General features: G+C 37.3%; 21 protein-coding genes and 1 other annotated feature. Of the genes, 15 read left to right on the top strand and 6 right to left on the bottom strand.

Annotation, left to right across the window (positions count from 1 at the left end):
- Positions 1–10: 10 nt before the first annotated feature.
- Positions 11–1000: a tryptophan--tRNA ligase gene (gene trpS / locus V7097_RS24270; protein WP_335706209.1), complete on the bottom strand. Its 990-nt coding sequence runs from the start codon at positions 998–1000 to the stop codon at positions 11–13.
- Positions 1001–1080: 80 nt separating this feature from the next.
- Positions 1081–1319 (bottom strand) — a binding site (T-box leader).
- Between the two features lie 172 nt (positions 1320–1491).
- Between trpS and V7097_RS24265 the strand changes: the two genes are divergently transcribed.
- The 6 genes from V7097_RS24265 (at position 1492) to V7097_RS24240 (ending at position 8504) form a co-directional block, all read left to right on the top strand.
- Positions 1492–3129 carry a peptide ABC transporter substrate-binding protein gene (locus V7097_RS24265; protein WP_335706208.1) on the top strand — a complete coding sequence of 546 codons (1638 nt, stop codon included), beginning with the start codon at positions 1492–1494 and terminating at the stop codon, positions 3127–3129.
- 100 nt (positions 3130–3229) lie between these two features.
- The gene (locus tag V7097_RS24260; protein WP_335706207.1) at positions 3230–4165 is read left to right on the top strand and encodes an ABC transporter permease; all 936 of its coding nucleotides are present in this window, start codon (positions 3230–3232) and stop codon (positions 4163–4165) included.
- 3 nt (positions 4166–4168) lie between these two features.
- Positions 4169–5086: an ABC transporter permease gene (locus tag V7097_RS24255; protein WP_335706206.1), complete on the top strand. Its 918-nt coding sequence runs from the start codon at positions 4169–4171 to the stop codon at positions 5084–5086.
- Between the two features lie 12 nt (positions 5087–5098).
- Positions 5099–6148, top strand: a complete 1050-nt coding sequence (locus tag V7097_RS24250; protein WP_335706205.1) for an ABC transporter ATP-binding protein — start codon at positions 5099–5101, stop codon at positions 6146–6148.
- An 8-nt stretch (positions 6149–6156) separates the two neighbouring features.
- Positions 6157–7095, top strand: coding sequence for an ABC transporter ATP-binding protein (locus V7097_RS24245; protein WP_335706204.1), 939 nt, complete (start codon positions 6157–6159; stop codon positions 7093–7095).
- Between the two features lie 203 nt (positions 7096–7298).
- On the top strand, positions 7299–8504 hold the full coding sequence (locus tag V7097_RS24240) for a putative glycoside hydrolase (RefSeq protein WP_335706203.1): 1206 nt from the start codon (positions 7299–7301) through the stop codon (positions 8502–8504).
- A gap of 65 nt (positions 8505–8569) precedes the next feature.
- On the opposite strand, the gene V7097_RS24235 is transcribed toward V7097_RS24240, so the two are convergent.
- Positions 8570–8755 (bottom strand): hypothetical protein, encoded by a 186-nt coding sequence (locus tag V7097_RS24235; RefSeq protein ID WP_335706202.1) that lies wholly within the window; start codon positions 8753–8755, stop codon positions 8570–8572.
- A 147-nt stretch (positions 8756–8902) separates the two neighbouring features.
- Between V7097_RS24235 and V7097_RS24230 the strand changes: the two genes are divergently transcribed.
- The 5 genes from V7097_RS24230 (at position 8903) to pepF (ending at position 14598) form a co-directional block, all read left to right on the top strand.
- A complete protein-coding gene (locus tag V7097_RS24230; RefSeq protein ID WP_335706201.1) occupies positions 8903–9478 on the top strand; it encodes a GNAT family N-acetyltransferase in 576 nt (191 codons plus the stop codon).
- Positions 9479–9719: 241 nt separating this feature from the next.
- Positions 9720–10115: a transcriptional regulator SpxA gene (spxA, locus tag V7097_RS24225; RefSeq protein WP_099354197.1), complete on the top strand. Its 396-nt coding sequence runs from the start codon at positions 9720–9722 to the stop codon at positions 10113–10115.
- A 335-nt stretch (positions 10116–10450) separates the two neighbouring features.
- The gene (gene mecA, locus V7097_RS24220; RefSeq protein ID WP_335706200.1) at positions 10451–11119 is read left to right on the top strand and encodes an adaptor protein MecA; all 669 of its coding nucleotides are present in this window, start codon (positions 10451–10453) and stop codon (positions 11117–11119) included.
- 326 nt (positions 11120–11445) lie between these two features.
- Entirely contained in the window at positions 11446–12684 is a 1239-nt protein-coding gene (locus V7097_RS24215; RefSeq protein WP_335706199.1) for a competence protein CoiA, read from the top strand.
- A 93-nt stretch (positions 12685–12777) separates the two neighbouring features.
- Positions 12778–14598 carry an oligoendopeptidase F gene (gene pepF, locus V7097_RS24210; RefSeq protein WP_335706198.1) on the top strand — a complete coding sequence of 607 codons (1821 nt, stop codon included), beginning with the start codon at positions 12778–12780 and terminating at the stop codon, positions 14596–14598.
- Positions 14599–14631: 33 nt separating this feature from the next.
- On the opposite strand, the gene V7097_RS26060 is transcribed toward pepF, so the two are convergent.
- The 4 genes from V7097_RS26060 to V7097_RS24195 all read right to left on the bottom strand — a co-directional run bounded on the left by V7097_RS26060 (position 14632) and on the right by V7097_RS24195 (position 17477).
- Positions 14632–14811: a hypothetical protein gene (locus V7097_RS26060; protein ID WP_438824273.1), complete on the bottom strand. Its 180-nt coding sequence runs from the start codon at positions 14809–14811 to the stop codon at positions 14632–14634.
- A 416-nt stretch (positions 14812–15227) separates the two neighbouring features.
- A complete protein-coding gene (locus tag V7097_RS24205) occupies positions 15228–16067 on the bottom strand; it encodes a ClpXP adapter SpxH family protein (protein WP_335706221.1) in 840 nt (279 codons plus the stop codon).
- A 199-nt stretch (positions 16068–16266) separates the two neighbouring features.
- Positions 16267–16881 carry a lytic transglycosylase domain-containing protein gene (locus V7097_RS24200; protein WP_335706197.1) on the bottom strand — a complete coding sequence of 205 codons (615 nt, stop codon included), beginning with the start codon at positions 16879–16881 and terminating at the stop codon, positions 16267–16269.
- Positions 16878–17477, bottom strand: a complete 600-nt coding sequence (locus V7097_RS24195; protein WP_335706196.1) for a CYTH domain-containing protein — start codon at positions 17475–17477, stop codon at positions 16878–16880. Before V7097_RS24195 ends, V7097_RS24200 begins: the two co-directional genes overlap by 4 nt.
- A gap of 144 nt (positions 17478–17621) precedes the next feature.
- Between V7097_RS24195 and V7097_RS24190 the strand changes: the two genes are divergently transcribed.
- From V7097_RS24190 to V7097_RS24175, 4 genes are all read left to right on the top strand, one after another.
- Complete coding sequence (locus tag V7097_RS24190) at positions 17622–17999, top strand: hypothetical protein (protein ID WP_335706195.1); 378 nt, start codon at positions 17622–17624, stop codon at positions 17997–17999.
- A 23-nt stretch (positions 18000–18022) separates the two neighbouring features.
- The gene (locus tag V7097_RS24185; RefSeq protein ID WP_335706194.1) at positions 18023–18664 is read left to right on the top strand and encodes a GTP pyrophosphokinase; all 642 of its coding nucleotides are present in this window, start codon (positions 18023–18025) and stop codon (positions 18662–18664) included.
- Between the two features lie 17 nt (positions 18665–18681).
- Positions 18682–19476 carry an NAD kinase gene (locus V7097_RS24180; protein ID WP_335706193.1) on the top strand — a complete coding sequence of 265 codons (795 nt, stop codon included), beginning with the start codon at positions 18682–18684 and terminating at the stop codon, positions 19474–19476.
- Positions 19477–19693: 217 nt separating this feature from the next.
- On the top strand, positions 19694–20593 hold the full coding sequence (locus tag V7097_RS24175; protein ID WP_335706192.1) for an RluA family pseudouridine synthase: 900 nt from the start codon (positions 19694–19696) through the stop codon (positions 20591–20593).
- Positions 20594–20750 lie beyond the last annotated feature (157 nt).

Below are 20750 nucleotides of genomic sequence, written 5' to 3'. Positions count from 1 at the left end.
TAAATTGAACTTATTTTCTTTTTCTCCCAAGTCCCATGGCGTTTTCCATTTTTTTGACTGTCTTACTTGCTACTTTATTGGCTTTTTCAGCACCAGCATCTAGGATTTCATCTAATTTTGATGAATTTAGGATGTCGTAATAACTTTCTTGAATTGGGCGAATTTCGTTCAATACAACCTCTGCAAGGTCTGCTTTAAATTCTCCATATCCTTTTCCATCATACATTTCTTCAATTTCCTCAATGGATTTGTTACTGAAAGTTGAATAGATAGTTAGCAGGTTTGAAATACCCGGTTTATTTTCTTTATCGAATTTTACAATACCCTCTGAATCTGTTACAGCACTTTTGATCTTTTTCTCAATTTGTTTTGGATCATCAAGTAATGCAATAAAGCTTTTTGGGTTTGGATCAGATTTACTCATTTTCTTTGTTGGATCCTGTAAAGACATTATTCTTGCGCCTTCTTTAGGGATTCTTGCATCAGGTATTGTAAAGATTTCGCGGTATTTTTTGTTGAATCTTTCTGCAAGATCGCGTGTTAATTCGATATGTTGCTTTTGATCCTCACCGACAGGAACAAGGTCTGCATTATATAGTAGAATATCTCCAGCCATAAGAGGGGGATACGTTAATAATCCAGCGACAACAGCTTCTTTCCCTTGTGATTTGTCTTTAAATTGAGTCATTCGTTCGAGTTCACCGATATAAGAGACACATTGTAACATCCAACCAGCTTGAGCATGTGCAGGAACCTCTGATTGAATAAATAGAGTTGCTTTTTCTGGATCAAGCCCAATTGCAAGATATAGAGCAGCTAGGCTTTTAATGTTTTCGCGTAATTTTTTTGCGTCTTGTGGTACGGTAATCGCGTGTTGGTCCACAATACAGTAGAAGCAATTATATTCATTTTGTAATTCAATAAATTGTTTCATCGCTCCGATATAGTTTCCTAATGTTACGGACCCACTTGGTTGAATACCTGAAAAAATAGTTTGCATTTTGTTTCTCTCCTTTAAAAATATTCTGTTGATAATAGTCAAAGACAAAATAAAAAACCATCCTCCTCTAACAATTAAATGTTAGGGACGAATGGTTACCGCGTTGCCACCCTAGTTATTTTACTCAATTGAGTGAGTAAAATCTCTCGTATCCTTGTAACGTAAGGCATACGTCTGTGCCTACTCAACTTTTTCAGCAAAGATGCTCATAAGTCCATTCCATATGCTCCATTATCTGTTCACACCAACCACAGACTCTCTGTAAGAGGAAATCCTCCAAATGGGATTCATATGTACTATTCTTCTTCATAGCACGTTATTCATATTATTTTTATTATATTCTTTTCAAACTAAATTGCAAGTATTGTAGCGAAAAATAATTGGAAAACATTGATACCCAACGCGCATAAGTAGACACATTTTGAAACAACATAAGTAGCGTATATCTTTTAAAGATGAATAAAGAAATTACATAATTAGGAGGAAATCTTTTGAAAAAAATAACGTGGCTATTAAGTATAATTTTCGCGAGTGCCATCGTTCTTTCAGCCTGTGGAACATTCAATAAAGGAAAAGAGGAGGGCGGCGGAGCAGAAGGTGAAGGAGCGAAGCAAGAACTTAGAATCAATATAAGTTCTGAACCTCCAACACTACATCCGGGCTTAGCGACCGACTCAACATCTGGGGTAGTTTTGACCCATGCTTTTGAAGGTTTAACTCGAATTAATAAAAATGGCGAAGCAGAAGAAGCGATGGCGGAAAAAATCGATGTATCAGAAGATGGCAAAACATATACCTTCACGATTCGTGATGCCAAATGGTCAAATGGTGATCCTGTTACTGCACATGATTTTGAATATGCGTGGAAATGGGTACTGGTCCCTGGAAATCAATCTGACTATGCTTCACAAATTTACAACTATGTAGAAGGGGCAAAAAATGCTTACGATACTCCAGATATTTCAATCGATAAAATGGGAAATGTTGGTGTGAAGGCAATTGATGATAAAACATTAGAGGTTAAATTAGTCAACCCGACAGCTTATTTCTTAGAGTTAACGGCCTTTTATACGTATTATCCTGTAAACAGTAAAATCGCAAAGGACAAGCCAGATTGGGCAAACCGTGTTGATGAATCATATGTCTCGAACGGACCATTTGTGATTACAGATAAATCAGCAACCATTACTCTTGAAAAAAATAAGGACTATTGGGATGCTGATTCCGTAAAGCTAGCGAAAATCACAATGGATATGATTAATGACCCAAGTACAGAATATCAGAGTTTCAAAAAAGGCGAGTTGGATTGGGCTGGTGCACCTATGTCATCATTGCCAACGGATGTCATTCCCACTTTGGAGAAAGAAGGGACTCTCCAAAAAAGATCAATTGCCGGAACATATTGGTATAAGTTTAATATTAATAAAGAGCCATTCCAAAATGAAAACCTTCGAAAAGCATTAGCTTATTCAATTGATCGAAAAGCGATTGTAGATAATGTTGCCTTAGGTGGACAAATACCGGCCATGGCGTTAGTTCCAACAGCGATTCTAAAGGAAAACGAGAAAGGTTATTTCAAAGATAATGATGTTGATGCTGCAAAGGACCATTTACAAAAGGCGTTAGACGAGCTTGGCTTATCAGACGTTTCTGAGCTCCCTGCGATTGCGCTATCCTACAATACTTCAGAAGGTCATCAAAAGATTGCACAAGCAATCCAAGATATGTGGAGAAAGAATCTAGGGGTAAATGTAACCCTTAATAATGCGGAATGGACTGTGTACCTTGACAATATTGACACAGGTAATTTCCAAATTGGTCGTGCGGGCTGGTTGGCCGATTTCAATGACCCTGTAAATTTCCTTGAAATCTATACAGTACCACAAGGAAATAATGATACAGGTTGGACAAACGAGACTTTTAATAATCTTCTTTCACAGGCTGCTAAAGAAACAGACAAGGACAAGCGTCTTGGATTACTGAAAGAGGCAGAACAATTAGTAATAAGCGAAATGCCGATCGCACCTATATACTTCTATACGAACAACTGGGTTCAAAATGACCACCTAAAAGGAGTTGTTATTTCTCCATTAGGTGATGCTCAATTTAAGTGGGCTTATTTTGAGTAATGCTAATCACCAGAAAAACAAAAAAAGTAAGGTATATAGTTGGCCTATATACCTTATTTTTTGAAAATCCGTAAGTGATTTGCAATAGGAGGTGTACATAGTGGCAAAATATATCATTAAGAGACTAATCTACATGATTGTTTCTCTCATCCTGATTGTAACCGCCACATTTTTCTTAATGCAAGCGGCTCCGGGAGGTCCATTTACAAAGGAAAAGGAAGTTCCGCCAGAAATTGAAGCAGCTCTTAATGCCCATTATGGTTTGGATCAACCATTATATAAACAGTATTTTGACTATTTATATGATGTGGCAAGATGGGATTTCGGTCCATCCTTCAAATATAAAGCAATGACTGTGAATGAAATCATAAATAATGGATTTCCGATTTCCCTTTTCTTAGGGATCGAGGCCATTCTAATCGCTATTGCTTTTGGGGTTGTATTAGGTGTGATTGCAGCCCTATATCATAATAAATGGCAGGATTATTCCGCCATGATAGTTGCAGTATTAGGGATTTCTGTTCCAAGCTTTATTTTAGCTACAGTTTTACAATATATTTTCGCCATTAAGCTAGACCTTTTTCCTGTTGCGAGATGGGAATCTTTTATGCATACCATTTTACCTGCAATTGCACTTGCATCCTCACCAATGGCCTTTATTGCACGATTAACTCGTTCAAGTATGCTTGAGGTATTAAACAATGATTACATAAAAACAGCTCGTGCAAAAGGATTAGCTCAGGGCACGATTACCATGAAGCATACCATTCGTAATGCAATGCTACCAGTTGTCTCATATATGGGACCTTTAACTGCAGGAATTTTAACGGGTAGCTTTGTTATTGAAAAAATCTTTGGAATACCAGGATTAGGGGACGAATTTGTAACGAGTATCACAAACCGTGATTACACAGTAATTATGGGAGTCACTGTTTTTTATAGTATCTTACTCTTGATTTCTGTTCTCCTTGTCGATATTTTGTACGGATTTATTGATCCTCGCATCAAGTTATCTGGGGCGAAGAAAGGAGAGTAACTTATGCAGAATATTCCAAAGGAAATGTTTACTCCAGCTACTATAAATGAGAATGAAGCAGAAAAAATTTCTAAACCAAGTTTATCCTTTTGGAAGGATGTCACTTCAAGATTTAAGAAAAATAAACTTGCATTAGTGGGTATCGTTCTTTTAATCCTTTTATTAATTATGGCTATTTTTGGCCCTATGATGAATGAATTTGATTATCGAACAACTGACCTTGCTCATGCCAATGAGGCACCATCTAGTGTGCATTGGTTTGGGACAGATGAGTTAGGGAGAGATGTTTTTACAAGGACGTGGGAAGGTGCACGAATCTCTTTATTTATTGGACTTGCAGCGGCGGTTATTGACCTTGTAATTGGAGTGTTATGGGGTGGCATATCCGGCTACATGGGCGGAAAAGTTGATGAATTTATGATGAGATTTGCTGATATTTTATATGGGGTACCTTATTTGCTATTAGTTATTTTACTTATGGTTATTCTCGAACAAGGATTAGGCACAATGATTCTTGCAATGACAATTACTGGCTGGATCAATATGGCGAGGATTGTTAGAGGACAAGTCTTGCAGTTGAAGTATCAGGAATATGTTCTTGCGGCTCAAACGCTTGGTGCAGATGTCAAACGAATTATGTTTAAGCACTTGATTCCGAATTCGATGGGTCCAATTTTAGTTACCATGACGTTAACGATTCCAAATGCAATCTTTACTGAATCCTTTTTAAGTTATCTTGGCTTAGGTGTGCAGGTTCCACTAGCCAGCTGGGGAACGATGGCTTCAGAGGGATTGCCGGCTTTTGAATACTATCCATGGCGTTTGTTCTTCCCGGCCATCTTAATCTGTATCACAATCTTTGCTTTTAACGTAATAGGCGATGGAATGCGAGACGCATTAGACCCAAGGATGCGCAAGTAAGGGAGTGAGTCAATGGAAAAGTTATTAGAAGTAAAAGACCTTGAAGTCGCTTTTCAAACCTATGCGGGTGAAGTAAAAGCTGTCCGCGGTGTTAATTTTGATTTATATAAGGGTGAAACACTTGCGATTGTTGGAGAATCAGGATCAGGTAAAAGTGTAACTTCTCAAACAATCATGAAGCTTATTCCAATGCCGCCTGGAAAAATTACGAATGGACAAATCCTTTTTGATGGAGAAGATCTTGTTCCAAAAACCAATAAGGAAATGGAGAAGATTCGCGGAAAGGATATAGGAATGATCTTTCAAGACCCAATGACCTCCCTTAATCCAACAATGAAGGTCGGCATGCAGATTATGGAGGTTTTGATTAAGCATCAAAATATGTCCAAGGGCAACGCAAAGGATCGTGCAATTGAGCTCCTCCGGCTTGTTGGAATTGCCAGCCCCGAGAAGCGAGTAAATCAATATCCACATGAATTTAGTGGTGGAATGAGACAGCGTGCGATGATTGCCATTGCATTGGCTTCAAGCCCTAAATTATTAATTGCAGACGAACCAACCACGGCATTGGACGTAACAATTCAAGCGCAAATATTGGAATTAATGAAGGACCTCCAAAAAAAGCTGGAGACTTCGATTATTTTTATCACCCATGATTTAGGCGTCGTTGCCAATGTCGCAGATAGGGTTGCTGTGATGTATGCCGGAAAAATAGTTGAATACGGTACGGTTGATGAAATATTTTATAATCCAAAGCATCCATATACATGGGGATTATTATCATCAATGCCTAGTCTAGATAATGATGATCGAACAGAGCTTTTGGCAATACCAGGGTCACCCCCTGATCTTACGAATCCACCGAAAGGGGATGCGTTTGCACCAAGAAATCGATTTGCAATGAAAATTGATTATGAAATGGAACCACCGATGTTTAAGGTTTCGGACACACACTATGCTGCAACATGGCTTCTACACCCTGACGCACCAAAAGTGGAACCGCCTGAAGCCGTAAGACGTCGAATGAAAAATTTCTCATCCGGTAGACAACAGAAAGGATGATGAATGAAATGGCTGAAAAACAAAAACTAGTTGAAATCAAAAATTTAAAACAATATTTTAATGTTGGTAAACCCAATTTGGTTAAAGCAGTGGATGGGATTACTTTTGATATTTACAAGGGAGAAACATTAGGACTAGTGGGTGAATCCGGTTGTGGTAAATCAACCACTGGAAGGACAATAATACGCTTATATAATGCTACCGGTGGCGAGGTAGTTTTTAACGGAGAAAATGTTCATGGGAAAAAGTCCAAAAAAGAGCTGAAAAAGTTTAACCGAAAGATGCAAATGATTTTCCAGGACCCATATGCTTCTTTGAATCCGAGAATGACTGTAGCGGATATTGTGGCTGAGGGTATTGATATTCATGGGCTTGCCAAAAACAATAGTGACCGAATGGAACAAGTTTATTCTCTTTTGGAGACAGTTGGATTAAACCGTGAGCATGCTAATCGGTATCCACATGAATTCTCTGGGGGACAGCGTCAGCGGATTGGAATTGCACGTGCGCTTGCGGTAAAACCAGATTTTATAATCGCAGATGAACCAATTTCTGCCCTGGACGTATCCATTCAAGCACAAGTAGTTAATTTGATGAAAAGGCTCCAAAAAGAAAAAGGGCTGACATACCTATTTATTGCTCATGATTTGTCAATGGTAAAATACATTAGTGACCGAATTGGAGTTATGTATTTCGGAAAAATCGTTGAGCTTGCCGAAGCGAACGATTTATATTCAAACCCCATTCATCCATATACAAGATCATTGTTATCAGCAATTCCATTGCCAGACCCTGATTATGAACGGGATCGGAAAAGACTTATCTATGATCCAAAAGAGCATGGATATTTAGAAAGTGAAGAGATAAAACTCCGAGAAATTAGACCAGGACATCTTGTCGCTTGTTCAGAAAAGGAATACAAAGAATATAAAGCAAAGTACAGTTAAAATGGCCTCTTTAATAGGGCCATTTTTTTTTGACCACATTTACCACTTATAACACAATGGTTTATAAGAAAACTATAATTATAAAGACAAAACAGCTCATACAATTGAATAAATACAAAAGTTATGAAAAGTTTGTCTAATTTTGTATTATTTTCTGAAAAACTTATTTATAATGTGTCAATAGAGAGTGGAAGGAGGATATCATGAAAAAAATTATCTCTTTTCTAATGGTTTTTGTTGTAGTAGGATTTGGTCTGTTTTTTGTAACTCAAACAGGCTCTGCAGAGAATGAAAATGTCTCGATAGCATCTCATGCGACCAGTAAATTGGTGATGACTAAAAAAGTAATCCCTGAAACGGTTAGCCGGTTTGAATTTAATTCGGGTCTTCAATTTGAATACCCTGACGCTATTAGAGGCATTTATGTTTCTGCACATTCAGCGGGTGGTGATCGATTTTCACAACTTGTCCAACTAATTGATGGGACTGACCTTAATGCAATGGTTATTGATGTTAAGGACGACTTCGGATATTTAACTTACGTACCGCCACAAGGCTCAAATTATCAAGGAATTAGTAAAGATTATATCAATGACCCTACGACCATGCTTAAAAAGCTTGAGGAAAAGAAAATTTATCCAATCGCAAGGGTTGTCGTGTTTAAGGATTCGGTATTAGCAAAGAAGAGACCGGATTTATCGTTTAAAGAAGGTGATAAGGTTTGGACGAATCCGAGAGGGGAAGCATTCGTAAATCCATTTTTAAAAGAGGTTTGGGATTACAATGTAGGGATTGCAATTGAAGCTGCAAAGCTTGGATTCCAAGAGATTCAATTTGATTATGTCCGCTTTCCTGAAGGATTTGAGAAACTTGATCGATCATTAACATTTGGTATGGGGGAATATGAAAAAGCGAATTCTGATAATGTCCAAAAACGTGTTGCAGCAGTTACGGATTTTGTTGCATATGCAAAAGAAAAATTAGAGCCCTATAATGTAAAGGTTTCGGTTGATATTTTTGGATATAGCGCAACTCTGCCAGAAGCTCCTGGGATTGGACAAAATTTCTCAAAGATTTCAGAGCATGTCGATGTTATTTCATCAATGATTTATCCTAGTCACTGGACTTCTTATTTTGGAATTCCACGTCCGGATCTTGAACCGTATCGATTAGTATCCGAATACGCAAAGGTTGAAAATCATAAGCTTAGCCAAATTGAAAACAGACCAATTTCGAGACCATGGCTACAAGACTTTACAGCCAGTTGGCTTGGAAAAGGAAATTATACAGTCTACGGAAAAGCTGAAATTGAAGCTCAAATAAAAGGATTGCAAGACCAAGGAATTAATGAATTTCTACTTTGGAATGCCGCAAATTCCTACACAAAAGGCGTAGATTACACGCCATAGGGCAACTATAAGAGCAAAAAAAGATAAAAAATGGCTGACCCAAGTTAGGGCCAGCCTTCGTTATGTTATTTTTTTCGTCCGCCAACGTTTTTCCAACCAGCTTTTACATTTAAATCACGGTTAACAATATCAGAACCAGATTTGCCTCCAAAAACTCGTTCTCCAACGCCATTTGCCATAACACCCATCAAAGCAGTAATACCAATGACCAAAACAGCAATAAGACCTAGATCCATTATGTAGTTTGCCATGAATATCTCCTTTCGTGAAAAGGGTTTCTTACTTCTATTCTATTCCAAGTTTACTTTTATTAAAAGAGGGAATATCTATATTTAAAACGAATTGTCCTAACTTACATACACTATGGATATCCGATTAAAAATACAAGGAGCAGATATATGAATTGGTATGAGAAACTAAATAAGTATTTTCCAACCGAAGAAATGAAATCAAAAGAACATATGGAAACACTTTTGAAGGAAAAAGGGGATATATATTATAAAGATGAAGGACCTTATCATGTCCTCATGTATGCTGAATTGGATCGTTTTATTTTTATTGACTACCTTTTTGTTTCAAAAGAATCCCGTGGACAAGGCTTAGGTCATAAACTCATCGAAAAACTAAAGAAAAAGGGTAAACCAATTATACTTGAGGTCGAACCCGTCGATTATAAAGACTCAGACACTGAAAAAAGGTTAAGGTTCTATAAACGAGAAGGTTTTGAACATGCAACCTCAATTGGATACGAACGTAAATCATTGGCAACAAATGAACTTAATCAAATGGAGATTTTATACTGGTCTCCAACAAATCAATCCGAAGAACTTGTATTTAAAGCCATGAGAAAAACATATGAAGAAATTCACATATATAAAGATAAAGAATTTTATGGAGATTCTTACCAAGACGTTGATCAAGTATTATCATTTAACGACAATAATGATAATCGGGACATCTTAAAAAATGTGTAATTTTGTATGAGATAGGTAATGACAATTCCTATTGCTTTTCTATTTAGAACCATAGATGTATCAAGCTCTTAATGATTCAAAAGTTTTCTTCAAAATTGTCTATCTTTCTCAGAAAATTTGAGGTATAATAATTAAAGAAATTACTTAATTAAAGTCATTTTAATTTAGCATTATTTTCACCCATGACCAATCATGCAGATTGTTAAGTAATAACTTTACTTTTAAGGGAGTGATAAGGTTAATGGTTACTCTTTATACTTCTCCAAGCTGTACTTCTTGCCGTAAAGCGAAGTCATGGTTAGAGGAAAATCAAATTCCATATCAAGAAAGAAATATTATTTCAGATTCTCTTTCAATCGAAGAGATCAAAGAAATTTTACGTATGACGGAAGACGGAACAGATGAAATCATTTCAACTCGTTCAAAGGTATTCCAAAAATTGAATGTAAATCTTGAGACAATGCCTCTTCAGGATTTATACAAATTAATTCAAGAAAACCCTGGTCTACTTCGTCGACCAATAATTATCGATGAAAAGAGACTTCAGGTAGGATATAACGAGGACGAAATTCGCAGATTTCTACCAAGAAAAGTTCGTACTTTCCAACTAAAAGAAGCACAACGCTTAGTAAACTAACATCAAGAAACTTCTACTGTAAAAACGTAGGAGTTTTTTTATTTATTAGGACATATTACTCGTTTTCCATCGCAATTCGTATTATAATGGTACATAAAATAGAAGGTACCCGAAATATGATAACCATTAATCCGGGCTAAACAACTGTTTTTTTAAAATTAACCTTTTTTATTTCCATTCTCATATCTTTTAACATAAAATAAAAGTACAAGATATAGGCTTTTTTCTAGTCTAAGGTTATTCTACAACATTTATGGGAAAAGTGAATAAAAGAGTATCTGGCTCGGGGGTATAACGTCCCTTCAAAATCTGAGCAAGAAGGGAGAGGTTCTGTAATGGAAATCGAACGAATTAACGAACATACAGTAAAATTCTATATTTCTTATAATGACATAGAGCAACGTGGGTTTGAGCGTGAAGAAATCTGGTATAACCGAGAGCGAAGTGAAGAGCTCTTCTGGGAAATGATGGATGAAATTCATCAGGAAGAAGAATTCACGATTGATGGTCCACTATGGATCCAGGTCCAGGCGTTAGAAAAAGGTCTGGAAGTTCTTGTAACACGAGCACAGCTTTCCAAAGATGGAAATAAATATGAGCTTCCTGCTGGCGATGATAAGCTTCCAGTTGATGAAAAGATTGAATCTTTACTTGACCAACAATTTCATTCAAAATACGAGGACAAAGATTTAATTGAGGAATTTGAGGAAGAAAACTTCCAATTTTTAATTCGATTTCAAGATTTTGAAGATGTCATTTCACTTGCACATCGAATCCAGCTTGAGGAATTAACCAATTCCTTGTACTCCTTCGAAAATAAGTATTACTTATTTATCGAATTTAACGAGGAAATCTACACAGAGGATGAACTTGAAGATATGCTTAGCATTGTGTTAGAGTATGGGCAAGAATCAGCATTGTCGATTCATAGAATCGAAGAATACGGTAAAAAGATTATCAATGAGAATGCGTTAGAAGAAATGGTTAAATATTTCTCGCTATAACCGAAGGTCGATTTCATTTTTTGAAATCGGCTTTTTAACTTTAATCAGGAGAAGTGCGACTTCCCCTGATTAAAGTTAAAGCCTCCGACGGAGACATGCGATTTTCAAAGGAGACTTTTCGAGCATAGGATCAAAGACTAAGAACGCCACGTCCTGATGTCTTCGTCTTTGTGACCCACATCGTGTGGGCCTAAAAAATCTGGGCGCAAATACGCCAAGGTGTATTTGATTGAGTTTCAAAAAGTTCATAATTTTTTAATTGTACAACTCTGTCATCTATGCTAATTTTATAGGGCAACCAATATATTGAATAAGGAGATGATGCCGTGTTTGTTGCATTACGTGAAAATGGTGAATACATTTCACTTGTGGAAAAATGGGAGCGTTCAGATTTACTTAAGCTTCGCAGCCATGAGGCCTTTCTTTGTCCAGCATGCCAAAGCAAAGTGCAGCTAAAAGCAGGTTTGAAAAAGACTCATCATTTCGCACATCTAAAAGGTGCAGAATGCACCATAAAAACAGAACCAGAATCCGAGTATCACCTTGAGGGTAAACGACAACTATATCAGTGGTTCCAGTCCCAAGGGTTTGATGTCATACTCGAGCCATTTTTACCCGAAATTTCACAACGTCCAGACCTCTTAGTGACAACACAAAATAAACGCTACGCAATTGAGTACCAATGCTCCCAAATCGATTATCCCTTGTTTAAAAAAAGATCAGATTCCTACAAAAATGAAGGAATCGTGCCCATTTGGATTTTAGGGGCAAAATGGTTTAAACGAATGTCTACCTATTCGGTTCGTCTATCACCATTTCAATGGCTGTTTGCTACCTCCTTCAATCAACCAATCCAACCTAGCATCCTTTATTACTGCCCAGATACTTCTACATTCATCAAACTATCTAATCTCCAACCATTTACAACAGGTGAAGCCTTTTGTTCCATCCATTTTTATAAAGAAAAAGTAATATCCTTTTCAAGACTTTTGACCCCAACCATTCCTACATTAACTTTACGAAAATTATGGAATAGAAAAAAACAAAAATGGAGAGAAAGTTACTCTATATATTCAACCAACCATTTGGCTCCATTTTTGACTATACTTTATCAAAACCGTATACCACCGGCTCACTTACCTGCTGAGGCGGGATTACCCGTCCAATCAGGCTACTGGTTACATACACCGCCGATGATATGGCAAATGTGGATTTTGCTAGATTTCTTGCTTCAGCTTAGGAGAGGGGATACTTTCTTTTTTTCTAAAGTAATGGAGGTCATTGCAAAGAGAATCGCTACAAAAGATATTTTGGTTAGAAAGCTGCCTTTGGTGTTTCATACCCAATATTCACAGGCCATAGAAGAATACTTGCAAATACTTGTAGCAACAGGCAACCTTAAAAAAATCTCGAAGACCAAATATGAAAAGGCAGGGGTGTTTGAAATACCCATTAATTTAGATGAGGCTAGTAAAATGGATGATAAACAGTTGGCAAGTGTTGGAAAGCATGAAGAAGGTGGATTGGCACAACATAATATTGGTAGAGACCTGAGTCGAGATTGAATTCAAAAAACTTAAACTTTTTCAATAAAAAAGGAGATAATTCATATCATATCGAATACTTTTTAGTGAATAGGAAATAGGAGGTTTAAAAAAATGGCTGAACAATCAACTGTTAAAAAGCTCCCTAATCGGAGTGAAATTGCCGAGCAAGATACATGGAGATTAGAAGATATTTTTGCTTCAGATGCAGATTGGGAAAAGGAATTTACTGAAGTAAAAGAGATGATTCCTGAAATTGAAGCATTCCAAGGTAGTCTTAGCGAATCTGCGGATAAGCTTTATAAGGCATTAGCTTATCAAGATGCGATTTCTTTACGAATGGGGAAACTCTATACATATGCGCATATGCGCAATGACCAGGATACATCAAATTCGCTTTATCAGGGGTTATATGATCGTGCAACAAATCTATATACACAAGTAGGAAGTGCACTTGCATTTATCGTACCTGAAATTCTATCCGTCGATGAAGAAAAAATCAAATCCTTCTTAGCAGAAAAAGAGGAACTGAAGGTATATGAGCATGCTTTAAACGACATCAATCGTGAACGTCCACACGTTCTAACTGCAAAAGAAGAAGCATTGCTTGCACAAGCCTATGAGGTAATGGATTCCTCAAGCAATACGTTTGGTATGTTAAACAACGCAGATTTAACATTCCCAACTATTAAAGATGAGAATGGGGAAGAGGTTGAAATTACGCATGGTCGTTATATTCGCTTCCTCGAAAGCTCAGATCGACGTGTAAGAGAAGAAGCGTTCAAATCAGTTTATGACATATATGGCAAATTTAAAAACACTTTTGGAAGCACATTGAGTGGAACTGTTAAAAAGGATAATTTTAATGCCCGTGTTCGAAATTATAAATCTGCCCGTGAAGCGGCCTTAAGCAGCAATAATATACCTGAGACCGTGTATGATAACTTAGTAAATACCATAAATGATAATCTTCCACTGTTGCATCGCTATGTCGACCTTCGCAAAAAAGCTCTAGGTGTAGATGAACTACATATGTATGACCTCTATACACCACTTGTGAAGGATGTAAAAATGGAGGTTTCTTATGAGGAAGCAAGGGATTATATCCTTAATGGGCTTGCTCCATTAGGCGAGGATTATTTAAATGTTTTAAAAGAAGGCTTTGATAATAGATGGGTGGATGTTCACGAGAATAAAGGAAAGCGAAGCGGGGCTTATTCTTCAGGAACCTATGGTACAAATCCATATATCCTTATGAACTGGCAGGACAATGTGAACAATCTATTTACATTAGCCCATGAATTTGGCCACTCCGTTCATAGCTACTATACAAGGAATAACCAGCCGTACACTTATGGAAACTATTCCATCTTTGTAGCAGAAGTAGCATCAACTTGTAATGAAGCACTACTCGGAGATTATTTATTAAAAACAATTGATGATGACCAAAAAAGATTATATCTTTTAAATCATCAGCTTGAAGGCTTTAGAGGAACAGTATTCCGTCAGACTATGTTTGCGGAATTTGAACATATGATTCATATGAAAGCCCAAGAGGGAGTAGCATTAACACCTGATTTATTCACAGAAATGTATTATGAACTGAATAAAAAATACTTTGGAACTAATATTGTTGTGGATGAGGAAATTGGATTAGAATGGTCACGTATTCCACATTTCTACTACAATTATTATGTGTATCAATATGCAACAGGCTACAGTGCGGCAACGGCATTAAGTAAGCAAATCCTAGAAGAAGGTAAGCCTGCTGTTGATCGTTATATTAACAATTTCCTAAAAGCGGGAAGCTCTAATTATCCAATTGAGGTACTAAAAAATGCGGGTGTGGACATGACTTCTGCAGAACCAATCAAAGAAGCATGTAAAGTATTCGAAGCTACACTAACTGAAATGGAAAAATTATTAGAGAAATAATAAAAAGGGGGCATCCGTGTTGGATGCCCTTCGCTATGAACGAAAACCCCTGAAACGATTACGATGATTATAAATAACGAGTGTCACAAGTAATGAAAGAAATAAAAGAGGGGTTGTGATATAAAGGGGAATTAATTTCATTAAACCCAATATATTTAGTCCAAAGGTGATGATGATCATGAAAGTCCCAATTATCAGCCCGATTTTCCTCATTTTTAAGTCCTCCATACATATGAATTCAGATTAACGAAAAATAAACTCCTCATTGATCGAAGTTTCACTATATATTTTATATCTATGTCCAAGCTTACGTTTTAAGAATAGGAATTTGACAACTTTGTGAAAAAATGTACAAATAGTTGAAAATGGTTATCAATCTTGTTATCATTTAATCAAGAAGTAATCACACAAACAACACCCCTTTGTTTGAAGTGAAATTTCTCCCATCCCCTTTATTGAAATAGAAAAACGACTTGGACCAATTGGGTTCAAGTCGTTTTTGTTATTCTATATCTAGCTCCAGCGCCTAGCCCCTCGAGGTCATAAGCCAATCCGTCAAGAAGGATAAAAGGCATCCTTCTCGCCGGCTTTTCTTATGCTTGTCGGGGCTGAGCAAGGCGCTTGCACTTTTATTCCATATATCTCCAGAAAGTACCGTATTTAACAGGAACTTGTTCAACTTTTTGCTTTAATATTAGCTTTTTCATTTCACGTTCGACTTCTGGTATAGGTAAATCGTACAGAACTGAAATTTCTTTTGAGGCAACAAATTTAAAGCATTTTAAGAAATCCTCCAATGATGGTGGAGGAGTAGGTTCTATTTTTTCACCAAGCATATCGTGAATAATATGAACATACATTTCATATGGATAACAGCCAGTAATTTTCAGGCCTTCCTCTTCAATGTTCTCATTAAAGAAAACAAGTGTCGGAATTTCATCCACTTCCATTTCAGATGTTATTTTTAAATCGCATTGAAATGCTTTTGCAGCACTTGATGAATGAAGATCATTTAAAAATTCATTTACATCAAGACCAACCTCTTCTGCACACGTAAGCAATACATCTGCATCAGAAATATCACGTTTTTCTAGAAAAAGATTTTCCTGGAGCTTTCGTAAAAAACGGATTCCTGCTTTTTTTCCTTGCAGTTCTGCAGCTTTAATCGCAATTGATACAGAATGAGGAGCAGAAATTGGGTTTTCAAGCCATAGGTTTCCGTCACAAGACATTCCTGATCTACTTGCAGTGCGTTCCCACACTTGAGCCAAATCAGCAGGCTTATTCTTCTTTTGAATATTCAAGGAAGCAAGGCGGCCGCTTAAAATATGGCGAATCGTAAAATACTTTCCATATTCAATTGTTAGCTTTTTTAATATGGGTTCCAATGACCAACAATCAGGACATAGTGGATCAATAAACATATAGATTTCCAATGGCCGGTTACTAGATGAATGATTGAATCCCATATTTTCATTATGTTTCAAGACCTTACCCCCTTTCTACTCGCAAGGAGTGTATATCATATGTTGAATGTAATAACATTTTATCAATGGAAGAGATTTAACTCAAATAAAGCGCACTTTTATGGGAATGAAATTTATGGAATCGAAATATTATTTTGGTATAAATGAAAAAACTCTCCCTTAATAGGAGGGAGAGTCCATGTTATCCGATATACGTTTCCGTTACTTTTCTTACATAATTTTGTGTTTCTTTAAAGGGCGGAATGCCACCATACTTGTCAACATTTCCAGGTCCGGCATTATATGCGGCTAAAGCAAGTGAAACATTTCCATTATAGCGGTCTAGCATATTTCGTAGGTATTTTGTACCTGCTTCTATATTCTGAGCTGGATCCGTAATATCTGTAACGCCCAATCCACGTGCTGTTGCAGGCATAAGCTGCATTAGACCAGTCGCACCTGCATGGCTTTTCGCATTTGGATTAAAATTGGATTCTTGCTTAATGACAGAGCTAATTAAACGTGCATCAACATTGTACTTTTGTGCCGCTTGTTGAATCAAATCATCAAAACTGGTGGATACAGATATAGTTTGAGAATTTGAAATCGTTAACGGCATATAATGTTTATTGCTATTTAAAGATGTAAGATTAACCTGCGAACGGATACTTTCAGCTGGTGTATTAGGTGAATTAGACATCAGCTGTAACAGCATGTCTTTAAATATGGAGCCGTCATTATTCGTTGACGGTGAATCTGTAGTTGAAACATTTCGTAGCGCCTGTAGCTCCATTAATACTTTAAAATCTATCTTCAACTGCGTTCCTCTCCTAGTAGAATTTGTTTTTTTCGATTATAAAATCTTAGAATTTTATTATCTGTTTTACGAATTGGTATATTGTATTGATTGAGTAGCTCTTTAAAAATAACTTTTCCTGACACTTCATCGGTTACTTCATATTCTATCTCGAAATCACTTGTGTTTAAATAGTAACTCTTATCCAATACGAGTAAGCCATTTTTATATTCGAATTCAGCTCTTTTGGTTTTAAGTGACCCAAAGAATGTAATATCCATTGGATTGATAGATAGTGTTATTAAAATGGAAGAGACATCACCTTCAATAATATGACCACCATCAAGCATTTGTTTGGCTTCTTCAATTGTTAATTCTTGGTGTGTCTCAAGTAATCCACGAGGGGCTGGCTGTTTTAATGTGAGTGTATATGTACCTTTCTTTTCACGAATTCGAAGGGCAGCCCCCAGATTTTTCAAAGAAAACTCGGCTGTATCAAAATAAAAATTCTCTTGTATCACTATTTTGTCATCGTCGATCGAGAATGCAGAAAGTAATTGATAATATTCGTCTTCTTCTAGAATATTTTTAAATTCAATCTCAAGCTCTTGGCGCATTTTTTCAACGTCCTTTATAACAGTTTGTTATATTATATCATGCGATGTGTCTTTTTTAAGAATTGGTTAGCAGTTTCTTTATAGATTCGATGTACATATGATAAAATAGGTGTGGATTTGGAAATGAGAAAAAGGAGATTACTAATGCAGAAGCGTATTGAAATTAGTCATTTAAATTATTCTAACAACGGATTAGAGCTTAAGGCGGATCAAACAGATTTTGGCACGGCAGGATTGCGTGCCAGTGGTCAAATGCTCGTTGATTCCGATTCACTAGCATTCATTTACAAACTTGAAAATGAACAGGAATTTATATATGTGAGTTTGCCATCAGCTGTCTGGCCATCACTTAAAAAAGTTATTTCTGAAAAACAACAAGTTATTTTACACCTAGAAGAAAACGAAATTGAACTAGCCGACATCATTCCTGAATTGGAATACCTATTAGAAAATATTGAAGGTAATGCCAATTATGGAAATGAGATGGTCGAGCTCGTTGAGAGCACATTTTTATCCGAATAAGCTAAGAAAAACGGGGGACTATCATGAATAAAGACTGGGATCTTTTTTTGGCTCCATACAAGCAGGCGATTGATGAGCTAAAAATTAAGCTTAAAGGGATGAGAGCTCAATTTGAAATGCAAGGTACCCATTCCCCAATCGAATTTGTTACAGGAAGAGTAAAGCCAATCCCTAGTATTTTAGATAAAGCATCAAAGAAAAACATACCGCTTGACAAAATCGAAGAAGAGATGCAAGACATCGCAGGCTTGCGAATGATGTGTCAATTTGTAGATGATATCAAGCTGGTTGTTGAATTATTAAGGATGCGAAATGATTTAGAAATTGTTGAAGAACGAGACTATATTTCACAAAAGAAAGAGAGCGGATATCGTTCCTATCACCTCGTGATCAAGTATCCTGTTCAAACCATTAATGGTGAGAAGAAAATTTTAGTAGAAATACAGGTTCGGACTCTTGCTATGAATTTTTGGGCAACGATTGAACATTCCTTAAACTACAAATATAAAGGCAGATTTCCTGAAGAAATCGAGCATCGCCTACAACGTGCGGCAGAAGCAGCCTATCTTCTTGATGAGGAAATGTCTAAAATACGGGGCGAAATTCAAGAAGCACAAGTTATTTTTTCAAGAAAAACGGATAGTAAGGATTCTGATAAAACTTAATGGATAGGGTGTAAGACATGAAATTTGCTGTAACTTCGAGAGGTGACTCGAACTCGAATACATTAATGCAAAAAATAAAAACATACTTAATGGACTTCGGGCTCACATATGACGAGGATCAACCTGATATTGTCGTAACTGTCGGAGGAGATGGAACACTATTATATGCTTTTCACCGTTACCGCAGCCGATTAGATAAAACAGCGTTTGTAGGTATTCACACAGGTCATCTTGGGTTTTATGCAGATTGGGTTCCAGAAGAAATAGAGAAACTCGTAATTGCCATTGCTAAAACTCCATATCAGGTGGTTGAATATCCATTACTTGAGGTATATATTCGTTATATCAACGGTGGTCGGGAATCTAGATATCTTGCTTTAAATGAATGTACGGTAAAAAGTGTAGAGGGATCGCTTGTGATGGACCTTGAAATCAAGGGCCAGCTTTTTGAAACATTCCGTGGTGATGGGTTATGTATATCGACACCTTCAGGAAGTACTGCATATAACAAAGCCCTCGGGGGGGCCATTTTACATCCATCGATTGAGGCCATACAGGTTGCGGAAATGGCTTCAATTAATAATCGGGTGTTTCGAACGGTCGGTTCACCATTGATTTTACCGAACCATCATACGATTTTAATGAAACCAGTAAATGATGTCGATTTTCACATTACGATTGATCATTTAACCCTTTTACACAAGGATGTGAAATCTATTCAATGCCGCGTCGCTCCTGAAAAAGTCCGTTTCGCACGATTCCGCCCCTTCCCATTTTGGAAGAGGGTACGAGATTCGTTTATATCGGACTAACAGAAATGCGGAGGCGAGCGTATAGCGACGTACGGACTGGGGCCCACACGAAGCGGGTCACACAGACGTTGCCACAGGATGTGGCGTACTTAGTCTGTGTTCCATAAGGAGATAAAGGAAACACGGTGACCGATGTTGAGCTTATCGTACGAAGGGTGAAGGAAGTCTCGCTAGTCGCTGCGAGTCGTAGTTGAACTATTGGAAGGGATAGAAGATTGTGGCGGCTTTTACATTAGAATGGAAGGTATCATCACATGATACAGGAAAGTTAGTCAAAGATTTTTTAAAAGAGCATGACATTTCAAAAACGGCTCTTACCGATATTAAGTTCGCAGGTGGTGGCATTTTTATCAATAGCACTCCTGTCACGGTTCGACATCGTTTAATGGAAGGCGAGGTCCTTAAGGTTGTATTCCCACCAGAGCAACCAAGTTTAGAATTAAAACCTGAAAATCTACCTTTACAAATAGTGTATGAGGACCCTTATGTATTGGTTGTGAACAAACCGCCATATCAGCAATCAATCCCATCCCGGGATGCCTCAACTGGAAGCCTAGCGAATGCACTTTTGTATTACTATCAATCTAAAGGTCTTAATGCAACGGTACATTTAGTTAATCGACTAGATCGAGATACATCTGGACTATTGTTAGTTGCAAAGCATCGTCACATTCATCATCTTTTATCTAAGCAACAAAAGGCAGGAAGATTGAAAAGGACGTATGAAGCCATAGTGCATGGTGGGGTAGATGTGGATTCCGGGACGATCGATGCCCCAATTGGAAGGAAAGATGACAGTATTATTGAGCGCCAGGTGAGGGAGGATGGACAGAGTGCAGTTACCCATTTTCAAGTTATTCAAAAGCTTGGTGATTGCACGCATGTAAGGCTCCAGCTAGAGACAGGGAGAACCCATCAAATTCGTGTCCATCTTTCTCATATTGGTCATCCAATTGTAGGAGATGATTTGTATGGAGGCTTGCGTGTGGAAATGGGCAGGCAAGCACTTCATTGCCGAGAGCTTAGTTTTTTGCATCCAATGGATAAAAAAGAGGTAGTCTTTTATGCAGAACTACCGGAAGATATGAAAGAGTTACTGGAAAAAGCGACCTTTTGAGGTCGCTTTTGTGTTTTTCTTGTGGTTGAGGTGCATGATATTCCGAAAACTGGAAGGTGGTGACCCTCGAACTGGGCTGGAGATACATCACAATCCAAATATTAGGAAGTTGGTGACCCTCGAACTGAGCTGGAGGTACATCGTAATCCAAATATTA

This window comes from Bacillus sp. JJ1562 (assembly GCF_036962705.1).
GTDB lineage: Bacteria > Bacillota > Bacilli > Bacillales > Bacillaceae_L > Ferdinandcohnia.
The sequence above is the reverse complement of the archived record's forward strand: the minus strand, read 5'-3'. Positions and strand labels throughout refer to the sequence as shown.

Excerpts from the sequence above, each read along its gene's own strand:
- trpS (WP_335706209.1), bottom strand. The coding sequence starts at position 1,000 with ATGCAAACTATTTTTTCAGGTATTCAACCAAGTGGGTCCGTAACATTA.
- V7097_RS24255 (WP_335706206.1), top strand. The coding sequence starts at position 4,169 with ATGCAGAATATTCCAAAGGAAATGTTTACTCCAGCTACTATAAATGAG.
- V7097_RS24250 (WP_335706205.1), top strand. The coding sequence starts at position 5,099 with ATGGAAAAGTTATTAGAAGTAAAAGACCTTGAAGTCGCTTTTCAAACC.
- V7097_RS24245 (WP_335706204.1), top strand. The coding sequence starts at position 6,157 with ATGGCTGAAAAACAAAAACTAGTTGAAATCAAAAATTTAAAACAATAT.
- V7097_RS24240 (WP_335706203.1), top strand. The coding sequence starts at position 7,299 with ATGAAAAAAATTATCTCTTTTCTAATGGTTTTTGTTGTAGTAGGATTT.
- V7097_RS24235 (WP_335706202.1), bottom strand. The coding sequence starts at position 8,755 with ATGGCAAACTACATAATGGATCTAGGTCTTATTGCTGTTTTGGTCATT.
- V7097_RS24230 (WP_335706201.1), top strand. The coding sequence starts at position 8,903 with ATGAATTGGTATGAGAAACTAAATAAGTATTTTCCAACCGAAGAAATG.
- spxA (WP_099354197.1), top strand. The coding sequence starts at position 9,720 with ATGGTTACTCTTTATACTTCTCCAAGCTGTACTTCTTGCCGTAAAGCG.
- mecA (WP_335706200.1), top strand. The coding sequence starts at position 10,451 with ATGGAAATCGAACGAATTAACGAACATACAGTAAAATTCTATATTTCT.
- pepF (WP_335706198.1), top strand. The coding sequence starts at position 12,778 with ATGGCTGAACAATCAACTGTTAAAAAGCTCCCTAATCGGAGTGAAATT.
- V7097_RS26060 (WP_438824273.1), bottom strand. The coding sequence starts at position 14,811 with ATGAGGAAAATCGGGCTGATAATTGGGACTTTCATGATCATCATCACC.
- V7097_RS24205 (WP_335706221.1), bottom strand. The coding sequence starts at position 16,067 with ATGGGATTCAATCATTCATCTAGTAACCGGCCATTGGAAATCTATATG.
- V7097_RS24195 (WP_335706196.1), bottom strand. The coding sequence starts at position 17,477 with ATGCGCCAAGAGCTTGAGATTGAATTTAAAAATATTCTAGAAGAAGAC.
- V7097_RS24190 (WP_335706195.1), top strand. The coding sequence starts at position 17,622 with ATGCAGAAGCGTATTGAAATTAGTCATTTAAATTATTCTAACAACGGA.
- V7097_RS24185 (WP_335706194.1), top strand. The coding sequence starts at position 18,023 with ATGAATAAAGACTGGGATCTTTTTTTGGCTCCATACAAGCAGGCGATT.
- V7097_RS24180 (WP_335706193.1), top strand. The coding sequence starts at position 18,682 with ATGAAATTTGCTGTAACTTCGAGAGGTGACTCGAACTCGAATACATTA.